The organism is Serratia sp. 22278 (assembly GCF_052045405.1).
GTDB classification, from domain to species: Bacteria; Pseudomonadota; Gammaproteobacteria; order Enterobacterales; family Enterobacteriaceae; genus Serratia; species Serratia marcescens.
On record NZ_JBQEOW010000006.1, the window covers coordinates 140,117 to 153,413 of the forward strand.

Genomic DNA, 13,297 nt, shown 5'->3' on the forward strand with positions numbered 1-13,297 from the left:
CGGCGAAAAAGCCGGGAGCGAAAGGATATCCCCCGGCAACGCACTGCAACCGATTATTGAACGCCGGCGCTGTTGCCCAGGCTGGCGTTCATGCTGTTGAGAATATCGCCGTTGTCCGCGTCGATCTCCCAGGAGAACAGGCCACCCAGCTGCTTATCCAGCACGTACTTGCCTTTGGCCTGCACCGAGCGGGCATCGTCGAAGGTGATCAGATCGCCGGTGGAAGGCTTGAACACGTATGGCGCTTCTGCCGTGGCGTCGTAGGTGTACTGCCACTCGCCGCTCATGAACTGGCCGGCGATTTGGCGGTAGTCCACGATGCCGTTCTCCCAGGTGCCTTTGACCGGCCCGGTGGCGGTACCGGTGAACGGAATGTTGTTCTGGTAGCCGTTCACCCCGGTCCAGCCGCGGCCATACATGGCGGTGCCGACCACGATCTTGCCCGGCTTGACGCCCTGCGCCAGCAGCGCATTGACGCCATTCACCGTAGTGTAGGCGGTGTCCGGTTTCCAGGCCGGCGCATTCAGCGCGGTCTGATGCCCCAGGTTCTTCAGATCGAAGGCGCCATAGAAGTCGTAGCTCATCAGGAAGATGTGATCCATCGAGTTCTGCGCAACGTTGTAAGCCACCTTGTCGATCTTGTCCTTACCGGCGCTGATGGCGGAGGTCAGCTCATACTTGCGGCCGGTTTCCGCCGACAGCTGATCCAGCATCGCCCGCAGCTCCTTCATCAGCAGCACATAGGTTTCCCCGTCTTGCGGGCTGCCCAGGTTAGGGTTGGCGCCTTTGCCGCCCGGGAACTCCCAGTCGATATCCACGCCGTCGAAGAACTTCCAGGTCTGCAGGAACTCTTTCACCGAACCGACGAAGCGATCGCGCTTCACCTTGTCGCCCATGAAGAAGAACGGGTCGGACAGCGTCCAGCCGCCGATCGACGGCAGGATTTTCAGGTCAGGATGCGCCTGCTTCAGCGCCATCAGCTGGCCGAAGTTGCCCTTGTAGGGGTCATCCCAGGCGGTCACGCCCTTCTGCGCTTTTTGCAGCGCGGCGAACGGATCGTGGATCGAGACTTTGAAGTCCTCGCGGCCCTGGCAGGAGCGCTGTAACGCCTGGAAGCTGCCTTCAATCTCTTTCAGGCTGTCGTTGATGCCATTGCCGCCGCAGATCGGGATAAAGCCGTACAGCAGGTGGGTCAGGTTTTGCGCCGGGATCTTGTCGACGGTGAAATTGCGCCCGTAAACGCCCCACTCGACGAAATAAGAACCGACCACTTTGCCGGAGTTCTGTTTATACGGTTTATTCTTTTCCAGCAGCGGCTCTTTCAACGGCGCCAAATGGCTGCCGTCGGTGTCGGCCACCACAATTTCGGTGGCGTCACTGGCGGTGCAGCCGTCGGCATTGCACAATGCCACCTGCATTTGATAACGGCCGCCTTTATTCACTTTAAAATTCGCCGTACCGGAAGATCCGGTTGAAGGACCACTCCACGCCTCTTTGCCATTTAATAAAACTTTTGCCGTCGTGCCGGTGTCGCCATTCCATAAATTCCAGGAGACCGAAACATCGGCGGCATTTTTTACCTTCACCAAATTATTATAAGCGGTAGCCGCCTGGTCAACTTCAACAATGGCGAACTTGGTGTTGCCCCAGGCGATGGTCGGCTTGCCCGGCGCGGCGGCCTGCGCCGCGGAACACAGCGTGCTGCCGATCAACAGCGCCAACAGCGGTTTATTAAATTTGCGCATAACTGATTCCTTTATTCCGAGAGGATAAACATAAAAGAGTTAATCGTCGCGATGCATTGCCGAAGCGAAAAAATTCCGCAATAATCCGCGAAGGTTAAAATCAATGAATAACAACAGCGTCTTTCCACGTGGCGAAATAATCATTCCCACCGCGTACATTCAGACTATAAATAAAAAAGGCGCAAAAACAAGAGCGCTATCAACTGGGTTTTATTCAGCAAGCGTGAATTTATTTTAATATAAATAAAAGAAAGCATGACAAATAAGGATAGTGAATTTTCTATTAAGGAAAGATAAATATTTATCAGTATTGCACCACACTCTTCAGTCAGGGCGTTGTCATTATTGACAACACCCTGACTGTGTTGGTAATGTGAACAACACTTAAGGAAAGGGCATGCCTTCGCAGCTAATCTACCAAGACAGGATACCTCTGGCACCTGCAGCATTTGCGCAGCTCGTCATTTGGCGGGTGGTGCCGCCCGTCAGGGCCAGCGGCCACTGTTATAAATACCGATTTGCTTATGTAAAAGACGGCATTTGTCGACTGCGCTATGACAATGAAGCGGGTAAAGGCGATCACAAACATATCGATGGAAAAGAAGAGCCGCTTAATTTCACGACCATTGATGCCTTGCTCGACAGTTTCTGGCGCGAGGTTATGCAGCTTACAGAGGAGTCATGATGAACACAGTCACTATTCGGGTCGCTTCAGTCGAAGAAATGAAACTTGCACTGAAGGAAGCCACAACAGGTCATCAAAGCGCTCAAGGGCAATACATCACATTCCTGGATTGGGAGAGTCTGTGGAAAACCTTATCACCCAAGAAAATGCATATCTTGCATACCATGACCGGCGCCGGCGAACTTTCCATTCGGGAAATCGCGCGCCGAGTGAAGCGCGATGTGAAAGCGGTGCATACCGATCTGCAGTCGCTGTTAGGCTGTGGCATCGTCGATAGAGGTGAACAAGGCGTGATTTTCCCCTATGACGAAATCCATTTTGACTTCGTCGTAGGCAAAGCCGCCTAAACGGCGGGCGAAAAAAAACCTGCTTTAAAAAGCAGGTTTTTCGAATGGTGGTCGGCGAGAGAGGATTCGAACCTCCGACCCACTGGTCCCAAACCAGTTGCGCTACCAAGCTGCGCTACTCGCCGATGCGGGGCGCATCTTACTGCTGGCGGTTATAGGCGTCAATCACTTTTTTGCCCCTGCACTTCAAGTGGTGATAAAAGCGCCATAATGCGCTGCGCCGGGGGCTGCGCAGCGTATTTTACTCAGGCGTTGGCCGGTTTCAGCGCCGGCGTCTGCGCGCGCAGGAATGGCAGCAGGAACAGCGCCGACAGGCAGGCGGCGATGGAAATCACCACGAAGAAGCCGTTCCAGTGCCAGATCTCCATCACCCGCGCGATCGGGTAGCCGGACAGCGCCGCGCCCAGGTAGGCGAACAGGCCGACGAAACCGGTCGCGGCGCCCGCCGCATCCTTGTGCGAGCACTCCGCCGCCGCCATGCCGATCAGCATCTGCGGACCGAAGATAAAGAAGCCGATGGCGAAGAAGCAGCAGGCCTGCAGCAGGTAGGTGACGCCCGGCATTAGCCACAGTGCCGCCACCGACAGGAAGATACCGATAGCGAAGATCAGGTTCATCGGGCCGCGGTTGCCGCGGAACAGCTTGTCGGAACCCCAACCGGCCACCAGCGAACCGATAAAGCCACCCACTTCAAACAGCGAGATAGCCGAGTTGGCGGTCATCAGCGAATAGCCCTTTTCCTGCGTCAGGTAGAGGTTGCCCCAGTCGTTGATCGCGGTACGCACGATGTACACCAGCACATAAGAGACCGCCAGCAGCCAGATGTACTTGTTGGTCAGCACGTAGCGCTTGATGATCTCGCGGTTGCTCAGCCCCTGGCCTTCCGATTCCTGCACCAGCTCCATGGCGTCGTTGCGCCATTTGCCGACGCTCGGCAGCCCCAGGGTGGATGGCTTGTCACGCAGGCGCCAGCACATCAGCAGGCCGAGCACCACGCCGATGATGCCGGGAATGATCATGCCGTAACGCCAGCTGAAGTGCAGCGAGATAAAGCCGACCAGCAGCGGGATCAGCGCGCCGCCGACGTTGTGCGAGGTGTTCCAGATCGCCCACCAGCTGCCGCGCTCGGAGCGCGAATACCAGCTGGTGAGGATTTTGGAGCACGGCGGCCAACCCCAGCCCTGGAAGAAGGCGTTGAGGATCCACAGCGTGCCCAGCATCATCAACGACGAGCTGAGACCGAAGAAGATATTCAGCACCCCGGTCATGATCAGGCCCAGCCCCATAAAGTAACGCGGGTTGGAGCGATCGCTGATCATGCCGGAAATGAATTTCGAGCAGCCGTAGGTGATGTAGAACAGCGTACCGAGGATGCCGACGTCGGACATCGTCAGACCCAGATCGCTCAGCATCGCCGGCATGATGAAGTTGAAGCTTTTGCGCGTGAAGTAAAACGCGGCATAACCGATGTACATGGTGCACATCAGCTGAATGCGCCAGTATTTGTAGCTGGCGTCGATCTGCCGTTGATCGGTGACCTGCGGCGCATCCGGGCGGCTTTTAAGGAAAGACCACATGTGGAACCTCAGAGGATTGAATTAAAGTGCCGCTATGATGCTCCTCGCGCGCGCAGGGGGCTTACGCCGGATTCTCGAGGCGGTTAGGAGTTTTTCCTAGTTTTGCGTTTGCGCCGGTGAAACTGTGGGCAAGATCACACTCAAACAGGCGCCCCGCTCAGCGGTGAACCGCAGGCTGCCGCCGAGGGCGCTGATGCGCTCCTGCATGCCGCGCAGGCCGTACCCCGGCTGATGGTTTTCCGCATCGAAGCCCACGCCGTTGTCGCGGATGGTCAGGGCGATCTGCGGCGCGGCGCCTTTGCGCGGCTGCAGGCGCGCATCCAGCTCCAGGCGGCTGGCGCCGGCGTGGCGGCACACATTGGTCACCCCTTCCTGACACACCCGGTACAGCGTAATTTTCAGCGTTTCATCCAGCAGCTCGTCCGGCACCTGCCACTGCAGGCTGCTCACCAGCGACGCGTCCTGCGGCAGCGACTCCCGCAGCATCGCCGCCACCGCCGCCGACAGCGGCAGGTTGTTCAGCGCCGCCGGCCACAGCTGGGTCAGCACATCGTGTACCCCGTCATAAACCCGCAGCGCCAACGCATCAATGGCGTCGGCGCAGCCGATCACCGCCGGTTCCGGCGCCAGACGTTTGACGATGCTGGCCTGGGTGCGGATCACGGTGATGGTCTGCCCCACTTCATCGTGCAGCTCGCGCGCCACCTCGCGCCGGGTTTGCTCCTCCGCCGTCACCAGCGCACGCGCCAGCTGCCGATTCTCCGCCAGCCGCAGCCGCAGCTGTTGATTCAGTTCGCGCTGGCGCTGAATGCCGGCGCCCAGCAGCAGCCCGGTCAGGCTTTGGGCCAGCAGCGACAGCAGCAGATCGCGGTGCGACTCCGGCTGCGGCGGCTCGTTGACCATCAGCGCCACGCCGTTGAGCAGCGTCGCCAACAGCGCGCCCTGCCAGCCATAGCGATAAGACATGAACACGATGGGGATCGCCAGGCAGAACGGCGCGAAACGGCGCAGCTCGGCGGCGTTAACCTGCTGCTGCAGCCAGATGCTGAACGCAAACAGCAACAGATAGCTGGCCAGGTGGCCCAGACGCAGCTCCACCGGCTTGTGGATCAGCCCCGGCTCCAGCGGCACCCAGATTTGGCGCGCCAGATAGTGCCACAACAGCAGGCAGGTTGGCGCGATGGTGAAACCGCCGGTCAGGCCGAGCAACAGCGCGCGGGCGCCTTCGCCGCTCACCAGCTGCCATACCAGCGCCTGCAGCAAGGCGGCAATGGCGACCACCGCGCCCTGCAACAGCGGCCAGCGCCATTCGCTGTCGCTCTGCTGATGGCGCAACAGCCACGGCGAGGCCAGCAGGCTGAGCAACACCGTCAACACCAGCACCGCCACCGACGCCCACAGCGCCGGGCCGTAGCCGAACTGATCCGCCAGCAATGCCATCAGCAGCAGGTCGGCCAGCAGGATCCCCGGCCAGAAACGGTACGGGCTCTGCAGCAAAATGCCCATGCGCAGGCCGAACGGAAACAGCAGCAGCGCCTGCCAGGGGGGGGCGATCAGCGCGGTGCCGATGCCCCACAGGCAAAACGCGCTGGCGGCGTAGATGAAAAACAGCGCCAGCTGGGTGATCAGGCGCTGCGTCACAGGTTCAGCATCCGTCTGGCCAGCTCGACGTTGTTGTTGATGCCCAGCTTGGCGAACAGGTTGGCGCGGTGCACATGCACCGTTTTCGGCGACAGCCCCAAGGCGGCGGCGATCTCACGCACCTCCTGGCCCTGCGCCAGCAATAGCGCGATCTCGCGCTCGCGGCGGGTCAACGGATCGACCCTCACCCGCGCCAGCTGCTGCGCGATTTCCGGCATCAGGTAGACGCCGCCGCCGGCGACGGTGCGCACCGCGGTGATCAGATCTTCCGGCTTGCAGCGCTTGGAGAGAAAGCCGCTGGCGCCGCGTTCCAGCGCCATTTCCACCAGCGCCGGGTTATCGTGCATCGACAGCATCACCACGCGGATGCCGGAAGGAATGTCCGCCAGCAGATCCAGCCCGCTGCCGTCCGGCATCGAAATGTCGCAAATACAGATTTCCGCTTCCAGCCCCGGCAGGCCGGCGCGCGCCTGCGCCGCGCTGCTGAACTCGCCCACCACCTGAATATCGGCCTCCAGCGACAGCAGTTGCACAAAGCCCGAACGCACAATGTCATGATCGTCGATAAACGCCACGCGCAGGGTCATGGAAATCTCCGGTTAGCAGGGGAAGTGCGCAAGTATACCGTATGCGCATACCGGAATAATTGATGAAGAGAATGTATTGGGTGAAATTACCGGGTGCGCAAGGCAGGCACCCGGCGGGAGAGGTTACAGGCGGGCAGGCGCCGTTTTATCCTGCGGCAGATGGCACCAGTTGTTTTTGTCCACGATGCCGCCATCGGGAGACGTGTATCCGAGGCAGCCAAGGAGGGTGTCAAACAGCTCGACGTGGCGATGCGTTTTGCCGATGCGCTGCTGCGCCTGCAACTGCTCAAAGGCACTGAGGTGTTGCGGGTTTTCGAGGAACTTGTCCGACGCCCACACGATCATCGGCACGCGGAATTGCTCCGGCGGCGCCATTTCGCGCGGCGTGCCGTGCAGGTGCGTATTCTCGCCGATCGATTCGCCGTGATCGGCGGCATAGAACACGATGGCCTTCTTGTCGCGCACCTGATCGATCACATTACTGATAAAGCTGTCGGTATACAGCACCGTATTGTCGAACGCATTGATCAGCTGCGCCTTGGTGCAGGAATCGTCCACCCCCATGCACTCCGGCTGATAACGCGCATAGCTGCGCGGATAGCGCTGCGAGTACAGGTAGTGCGAGCCTTTGGTATGCAGGATCACCAGGTGCTTGCCCTTCGGATAGCGCGCCAGCGACTCCTTCATTTCGTCCACCAGCAGCATATCGTCGACCGCCTTGCCGTCGTTGCGCTTCTCGGACGCGATCATCTCGCGGAACGAATAGTTGTTCACCTCGGTGTTGTTGTAGAACCACACCTCGCTCTGCATGGCGAACAGCTCGGAAGAGAAGCCCAGATCCTTCAGCACCGCGAACACGTTCTGCTCTTTCAGCGTGCGCTGCGGATTGTCTTCGGTGCCGCCTTCACGCACGAACATGCAGCGCAGCGACAGCTTGGTGGCGGTATCGCACGACTCGCCGCGGAACGCCACCAGATTCTTCTCTTTAGACAGCCGCGGCGTGGTATCGCGCTCGTAGCCCAGCATGCCCATGTGATCCCAGCGCGTGGTCTCGCCGATGATAAACACCACGTAGGTGTCGTCGATGTCCGCCGGCGGTACATAAGTGAAGTGTTTGCCCGGATCGAACATCGTGCTCTGGTCCTGGCTTTCGTCATAGCGGGTATAGGCGAACAGCCCCAGCGCCGACAGCCAGTTGGACGGCAGATACGAGTGCGCCACCACGCCGCCGTAGCTCGGCAAATCGACGTTGGAAAGCTTCTCTTGCACGCTCTGCTCGTCGTCCAGCATGCGCAGCGGCAGCCAGACCAGCGCCACCACCGCCAGCAACACCAGCAGCGGCTTGATGCGATGACCAGGGGTTTTCAGCTGTTCTATCAGGGTATAGCGCAGGTTGTTTTTCCAGATCAGCAGCAGCGGCAAGGCGCTGAGCGCCACCATCCACAGCACGAAGTGCAGGCCAACCACCTCTTTCGACAGATCGATATCGGTGGTCATCACCGACACCACGATGCCGTAGCCGATCACCACGTTGAAAAACGTCATGTAGTAGCTGGCGGCAACCGAAATCAACACCAGCAGCGAGGCGACGATGCGATAAAACAGCCGGCCGCCGAGCGATACCAGCCGCATGATGAAGAACGTAAACAGGACGATAGCGATGACTTCCGTCACCGCCGAAATAAGCTTAATTCCCTGAATGCCGTGCGCCAGCGAATCAAAACGGCGATAGAAAACGGACAGGTTTAGAAAGATGCCGATATAGATCGCTAACAATAACGATAAATTCTGCTGTGATAGCGATTTAACTTTGTTCATGTAACGCGGTGGCTCCGGGGACGGTGTAGCGGTTCTGACTCAGTCAGACACTGATTGCGGCTTCTGGTTCAGCCAACCGGCAATAAGCGTTATTTTGCGGGTAATAATCAAGAGAATTCTCACAAAACGGACAAAATTTACCGTTTTTTTGAGCGATTTTCAGGCAGGGCACGCAAGAAAATGGAGGGATAAACCCTCCATTTTTTCCAGATTTCGGCAAAAATCTTACTTAACGTTCAGAGTCACATCGATATTTCCACGGGTGGCATTGGAGTATGGGCACACCACGTGCGCCTTTTTCACCAAATCTTCCGCCACGCTGCGCTCGATGCCCGGCAGCGAGATATCCAGCTGCACTTCGATGCCGAAACCGTTGGGGATTTCACCGATGCCGACGGTGCCGTCGATCTTGGCTTCGGCCGGGATTTTGACCTTTTCTTTCGCCGCGACAAACTTCAACGCGCCGAGGAAGCAGGCCGAGTAACCGGCGGCGAACAGCTGCTCGGGGTTGGTGACTTCGCCGCCGGCGCCGCCCATCTCTTTCGGCACGCCCAGTTTCACGTCCAACACGCCGTCGGAGGAGGTCGCACGGCCGTCGCGGCCGCCGGTTGCGGTGGCGTGAGCGCGGTAAACCACTTTCTCAATAGACATCGTTCATTCCTTCTTGCTGGTTGGCGAGATGACTACGGCTTCCACGAAGTAAAGCCGGTCACATATTTATCTTTTGCGATTAAATCGTGCACTACTTATTTTTGACGCTTATTAACCAGTGTAGACCACCCCTGCCGTTCTTGCGTCCGGCGGCGGCGGGTCAAATCTGATCGATCAGGCTGCCGCGCAGCTTTTCCAACTGCTGTTTGAGCGAGACGATCTCGTCCAGGCTGCAGTCGGTGGCGCACATCACCGCCTCGGGCACCGATTGCGCCCGCTCACGCAGCGCGCGGCCGGCTTCGGTGAGAGCAATGATCACCTGCCGCTCGTCGGCGGTGGCGCGATAGCGCACCAGCAGACCGGCGGTTTCCAGCCGCTTCAGCAGCGGCGTCAGCGTGGCGGAATCGAGGAACAGTCGCTCGCCGATGTCCGATACCGTCACCCGATCGCGCTCCCACAGCACCATCATCACCAGGTATTGCGGGTAGGTGAGTTCGAGCTGATTCAACAGCTTGCGGTAGACTTTGTGCAGCGCCAGGTTGGCGGAGTACAGCGCGAAACAGAGCTGCTGATCGAGCTGCAGCAGGTTCTTCGCGTTGGGTTGTGCGGTATCGGTGCTTTTCATGCTTGTGAATATAGATAGTGCACGATGTAATCGCAAGCTATTTCTTGTGAGATATGCTACTTTTTTTTATGCAGAGGATGCTCGGAGGGAAAGGAAATGACGAATACGCTTGCAGAACGCGCGCGCCGCTACGCCACCAAGGCGCATGCGGCCATCGATCAGCGCCGCAAATACACCGACGATCCATACATCGTCCACCCGCAGGCGGTCATGGAGCTGGTGCGCAGCGTGCCGCACACCGAAGAGATGCTGGCGGCCGCCTGGCTGCATGACACGGTGGAAGACACGCCCACCACCCTCGGCGATATCGACAGCCACTTTGGGCCAAAAGTGGCGGAACTGGTGCGGATGTTGACCAACGTCAGCCGCGCCGAGGACGGCAACCGCTTCGAGCGCAAAAACCGCGATCGGCGCCACAGCGCCGGCGCGTCGCCGCAGGCCAAAACCATCAAGCTGGCGGATCTTATCGATAACACCCGCTCGCTGCTGGACTACGACAGCCACTTCGCCCAGACCTACCTGATCGAGAAACAGCGCCTGCTGGAGGTGCTGACCGAAGGCGACCCGACGCTGTGGCGCCAGGCCAGCCATATCGTTGAACAAGGGCTGCTCAGGTTGCAGCAGCCGCCGCACAACGTGCCCGCCAGCTGGTTTGAGCACGCCCGCCGGCGCTACCGCGAGAGCGACGCGGCCTGATCAGAAGGTCACCACCGTTTTCAACGCCGTCACCCAGGCGTCCTGCGTCTCGCTGACGCCCGCCGGGTGATGCCAGTATTGCAGGCCCGGCTGCAGCTGCAGCCACGGCGTGACGTTAACGCGATAATAGAGCTCCGCCGTCACCGAGTGGCCCGGCACCGGCCGGTAATTCGGATCGTGATAATCGCTGATGCCGCTCATCTGGTTGAGATAACGCTGATTGTCTTTGTAGCGGTCGCTCAGTTTCACCACCGAGACGCCGAGCCCCAGCCAGTCGTCCGGCCGCGCATCGAACAGACCGCGATAGCGGATGCCGGTCGAGGTTGACCAGTGCAGGTAGTTGCTGCGCTGATCCCCCAGCCCCAGGCTGTAAAACACGCTCAGACCGCGGTTGACGTCGTCCGCATGGCGCGTCACCTGCTGGTTGAAACCGGTATACAGGAACCAGGTGCGATCGTGGCTGCGATAGCCCTGCGGATCGCTGGCGCCCGGCCCGCCGGACACCCCTTCATAAAGATCGCTCTGGCGCGCGTTGGTGAACAGCACGCCCAGGTTATACACCCCCGGCAGCTGGTTGACGGCGTGGGTTTTCAGCTCCAGCTCCATCGGCAACAGGAAGCCTTTGCTGCCCTTGGTGGACCAGCTCCAGGCGTGGCTGCGGCTGGGGGCGCTCGGGTTCTGTTCCATCACGCCGCCCTTGAGCGTCAGGCCGTCGGTCAGTTTGTACTGCAGCGTCGTGCCCCAGTAATGCACGTTCCAGTTGTACCAGGTCAACGAGTTGGCGGACTTGCCGCCGCACAGCGTCAGCGTCTGAAAATCGCAGGGGATAATCTGATCGAAATCCTGCACCTTGTTCATCATGCCGATGCGCCACTGCAGCCGGCGATCGAGGAAGGAGCGGCTGAAGGTCAACCAACCCAGCCGGGTGATCGACTGCCCGCCAAAGCTCTCCTGCGACAGATCGGTCAGGCCGACGCGCGGATCCTGCAAGCGATCGCGGGTCAGGTTGTTGTCATGGTTGCGGTTGACGATATTGCCTTCGATCGCCGCGTCCGGAATGCCGGTCAGCGCCTGCAAATCCTGGCTGAAGGTCAGCGAAAACTGGTCGATATACGACGCCTGTTTATCGTGGTTGTAACCGCCGCCGGCGTTATACGACAGCTGGCTGAGGTAGCCGAGATTATAGTGGAAGCCGTGATCCTCCAGGATCGGCCTGATCCCCAGCATATCCCCCAACAGCCCGGGCTGCGGCGGCTCAAAGCCGAGCGCCACCCCTTCCCATTTGGCGGTGGGGGCTTCGACGTCCTTGCCGGTTTGCAGCGTTTCCGCCTGCGCCTGGCTACAGAGCAACGCCAGCGCCGCCAGGGTCATGGAACGAGGTAATAAGCTTTTCATCATTATTATATTTCTCCGCATAACGGCTGACTGCGGGCAACAGCATTCCCTGGGAGAGAATTTCCCATCATGAACAGCAGCGAATAACGTTAGTTAACGCCCGGCGCTTGCCGCCGGGCTGAAGGGTTAGCGTCGGTCTTTCAGGCTGGCGCCGTTGCTGTGGATCACATCGCGGTACCAGTAGAAACTCTTCTTGCGGCGGCGCTCGAGGCTGCCGTTGCCGGCATCGTCCCTGTCGACGTGAATGAAGCCGTAGCGCTTCGACATTTCGGCCTTCGAAGCGCTGACCAGATCGATCGGCCCCCAGCTGGTGTAACCCATCACCTCGACGCCGTCGTCGATCGCTTCCGCCACCTGCACCAGGTGGTCATTGAGGTAGTTGATGCGGTAGTCGTCGTTGATGCTGCCGTCGGCCTCGACGCGATCTTTGGCGCCCAGCCCGTTCTCGACGATGAACAGCGGCTTCTGATAGCGGTCGTACAGCACGTTGAGCAGGTAGCGCAGCCCGATCGGGTCGATTTGCCATCCCCACTCCGAGCTGGCCAGATGCGGGTTCGGCACCATATCGAGAATGTTGCCGCGCGCCGTCTCATGCTGCTCCGGGTCGGCGGTGACGCAGCCGCTCATGTAGTAGCTGAACGAGATGAAATCGATGGTTTCGCGCAGCGTTCGCCGATCTTCCTCGGTGATCGCCACCTGAATGCCGTTTTCACGGAAGAAGCGCTGCATATAGGCCGGGTAATAGCCGCGCGCCTGCACATCGCCGAAGAACAGCCAGTCGCGGTTTTGCCGCTGGGTTTCCAGCAGATCTTCCGGCTTGCAGCTCAGCGGATACAGAATGCCGCCCAGCAGCATGTTGCCGATTTTGCCCTCCGGCACGATCTCGTGGCAGGCCTTCACCGCTTTGGCGCTGGCCACCAACTGATGGTGGATCGCCTGATAGATGGCGCTCTTGTCGCTCTCCGGCGGCAGGCCGACGCCGGTGAAAGGCGCGTGCAGCGACATGTTGATCTCGTTGAAGGTCAGCCAGTGTTTGACCTTGTGCTTGTAGCGTTCAAACACGGTGCGCGCGTAGCGCTCGAAGAAATCGATGGTGCGGCGATCGCCCCAGCCGCCGTAGCGCTTCACCAGGCCGTAAGGCATTTCATAGTGCGACAGCGTGATCAGCGGCTGAATGCCGTACTTCGCCATCTCGTCGAACAGCCGATCGTAAAACGCCAGCCCGGCTTCGTTCGGCGTCTCTTCATCGCCCTGCGGGAAAATGCGCGTCCAGGCGATCGAGGTGCGCAGGCACTTGAAACCCATCTCGGCGAACAGCGCGATATCCTCCGGGTAACGATGATAGAAATCGATCGCCACGTCCTTGATGCCGCTGTCGCCCGCCGTGCGCGGCGTGATGGCGCCGAAGATGCCCTGCGGCTGCAGATCGGAGGTCGACAGCCCCTTGCCGTCGGCCTGATACGCGCCTTCAACCTGGTTCGCCGCTACCGCGCCGCCCCACAGAAAATGTTGCGGAAACTTGCCGTTCAT

General features: G+C 59.5%; 12 protein-coding genes and 1 tRNA gene. 3 read left to right on the forward strand and 10 right to left on the reverse strand.

Annotated features, from left to right (window positions below; all coding sequences use genetic code 11):
• Positions 1-53: 53 nt before the first annotated feature.
• The gene (locus ACTJJ6_RS13575; protein ID WP_049300325.1) at positions 54-1,745 is read right to left on the reverse strand and encodes a glycosyl hydrolase family 18 protein; all 1,692 of its coding nucleotides are present in this window, start codon (positions 1,743-1,745) and stop codon (positions 54-56) included.
• 397 nt (positions 1,746-2,142) lie between these two features.
• On the opposite strand from ACTJJ6_RS13575, the gene ACTJJ6_RS13580 reads away from it, so the two are divergent.
• Both ACTJJ6_RS13580 and ACTJJ6_RS13585 read left to right on the forward strand, forming a co-directional pair.
• Positions 2,143-2,430, forward strand: a complete 288-nt coding sequence (locus tag ACTJJ6_RS13580) for a toxin-antitoxin system TumE family protein (protein ID WP_048796360.1) — start codon at positions 2,143-2,145, stop codon at positions 2,428-2,430.
• Positions 2,430-2,777 (forward strand): HVO_A0114 family putative DNA-binding protein, encoded by a 348-nt coding sequence (locus ACTJJ6_RS13585; protein ID WP_028127802.1) that lies wholly within the window; start codon positions 2,430-2,432, stop codon positions 2,775-2,777. The genes ACTJJ6_RS13580 and ACTJJ6_RS13585 overlap by 1 nt, the downstream gene beginning before the upstream one ends.
• Positions 2,778-2,825: 48 nt before the next feature.
• Here ACTJJ6_RS13585 and ACTJJ6_RS13590 read toward each other — a convergent pair.
• The 7 genes from ACTJJ6_RS13590 to ACTJJ6_RS13620 form a co-directional block, all read right to left on the reverse strand.
• A tRNA-Pro gene (locus tag ACTJJ6_RS13590) sits at positions 2,826-2,902 on the reverse strand.
• Positions 2,903-3,022: 120 nt separating this feature from the next.
• Entirely contained in the window at positions 3,023-4,354 is a 1,332-nt protein-coding gene (locus ACTJJ6_RS13595) for an MFS transporter (protein ID WP_015376232.1), read from the reverse strand.
• Positions 4,355-4,450: 96 nt separating this feature from the next.
• Entirely contained in the window at positions 4,451-5,995 is a 1,545-nt protein-coding gene (gene uhpB / locus ACTJJ6_RS13600; RefSeq protein ID WP_049299603.1) for a signal transduction histidine-protein kinase/phosphatase UhpB, read from the reverse strand.
• Positions 5,992-6,582, reverse strand: coding sequence for a transcriptional regulator UhpA (uhpA, locus tag ACTJJ6_RS13605; RefSeq protein ID WP_004934117.1), 591 nt, complete (start codon positions 6,580-6,582; stop codon positions 5,992-5,994). Before uhpA ends, uhpB begins: the two co-directional genes overlap by 4 nt.
• Positions 6,583-6,705: 123 nt before the next feature.
• A complete protein-coding gene (gene eptB / locus ACTJJ6_RS13610) occupies positions 6,706-8,400 on the reverse strand; it encodes a kdo(2)-lipid A phosphoethanolamine 7''-transferase (RefSeq protein ID WP_016929532.1) in 1,695 nt (564 codons plus the stop codon).
• 225 nt (positions 8,401-8,625) lie between these two features.
• Positions 8,626-9,051 carry an organic hydroperoxide resistance protein gene (locus ACTJJ6_RS13615; RefSeq protein WP_004934114.1) on the reverse strand — a complete coding sequence of 142 codons (426 nt, stop codon included), beginning with the start codon at positions 9,049-9,051 and terminating at the stop codon, positions 8,626-8,628.
• Positions 9,052-9,211: 160 nt separating this feature from the next.
• The gene (locus ACTJJ6_RS13620; protein WP_016929534.1) at positions 9,212-9,676 is read right to left on the reverse strand and encodes a MarR family winged helix-turn-helix transcriptional regulator; all 465 of its coding nucleotides are present in this window, start codon (positions 9,674-9,676) and stop codon (positions 9,212-9,214) included.
• 96 nt (positions 9,677-9,772) lie between these two features.
• On the opposite strand from ACTJJ6_RS13620, the gene ACTJJ6_RS13625 reads away from it, so the two are divergent.
• Positions 9,773-10,372 carry an HD domain-containing protein gene (locus ACTJJ6_RS13625; RefSeq protein ID WP_016929535.1) on the forward strand — a complete coding sequence of 200 codons (600 nt, stop codon included), beginning with the start codon at positions 9,773-9,775 and terminating at the stop codon, positions 10,370-10,372.
• Here ACTJJ6_RS13625 and ACTJJ6_RS13630 read toward each other — a convergent pair whose 3' ends face one another.
• On the reverse strand, positions 10,373-11,743 hold the full coding sequence (locus tag ACTJJ6_RS13630; protein WP_369803993.1) for a carbohydrate porin: 1,371 nt from the start codon (positions 11,741-11,743) through the stop codon (positions 10,373-10,375).
• Between the two features lie 150 nt (positions 11,744-11,893).
• Positions 11,894-13,297 (reverse strand): glycoside hydrolase family 1 protein, encoded by a 1,404-nt coding sequence (locus tag ACTJJ6_RS13635; protein ID WP_440804153.1) that lies wholly within the window; start codon positions 13,295-13,297, stop codon positions 11,894-11,896.

Bases quoted from the DNA above. Each gene is read 5' to 3' on its own strand.
- ACTJJ6_RS13580 (WP_048796360.1), top strand. From the start codon at position 2,143: ATGCCTTCGCAGCTAATCTACCAAGACAGGATACCTCTGGCACCTGCA.
- ACTJJ6_RS13585 (WP_028127802.1), top strand. From the start codon at position 2,430: ATGAACACAGTCACTATTCGGGTCGCTTCAGTCGAAGAAATGAAACTT.
- uhpA (WP_004934117.1), bottom strand. From the start codon at position 6,582: ATGACCCTGCGCGTGGCGTTTATCGACGATCATGACATTGTGCGTTCG.
- ACTJJ6_RS13625 (WP_016929535.1), top strand. From the start codon at position 9,773: ATGACGAATACGCTTGCAGAACGCGCGCGCCGCTACGCCACCAAGGCG.
- ACTJJ6_RS13630 (WP_369803993.1), bottom strand. From the start codon at position 11,743: ATGACCCTGGCGGCGCTGGCGTTGCTCTGTAGCCAGGCGCAGGCGGAA.
- ACTJJ6_RS13575 (WP_049300325.1), bottom strand. From the start codon at position 1,745: ATGCGCAAATTTAATAAACCGCTGTTGGCGCTGTTGATCGGCAGCACG.
- ACTJJ6_RS13635 (WP_440804153.1), bottom strand. From the start codon at position 13,297: ATGAACGGCAAGTTTCCGCAACATTTTCTGTGGGGCGGCGCGGTAGCG.
- ACTJJ6_RS13620 (WP_016929534.1), bottom strand. From the start codon at position 9,676: ATGAAAAGCACCGATACCGCACAACCCAACGCGAAGAACCTGCTGCAG.
- eptB (WP_016929532.1), bottom strand. From the start codon at position 8,400: ATGAACAAAGTTAAATCGCTATCACAGCAGAATTTATCGTTATTGTTA.
- ACTJJ6_RS13615 (WP_004934114.1), bottom strand. From the start codon at position 9,051: ATGTCTATTGAGAAAGTGGTTTACCGCGCTCACGCCACCGCAACCGGC.
- ACTJJ6_RS13595 (WP_015376232.1), bottom strand. From the start codon at position 4,354: ATGTGGTCTTTCCTTAAAAGCCGCCCGGATGCGCCGCAGGTCACCGAT.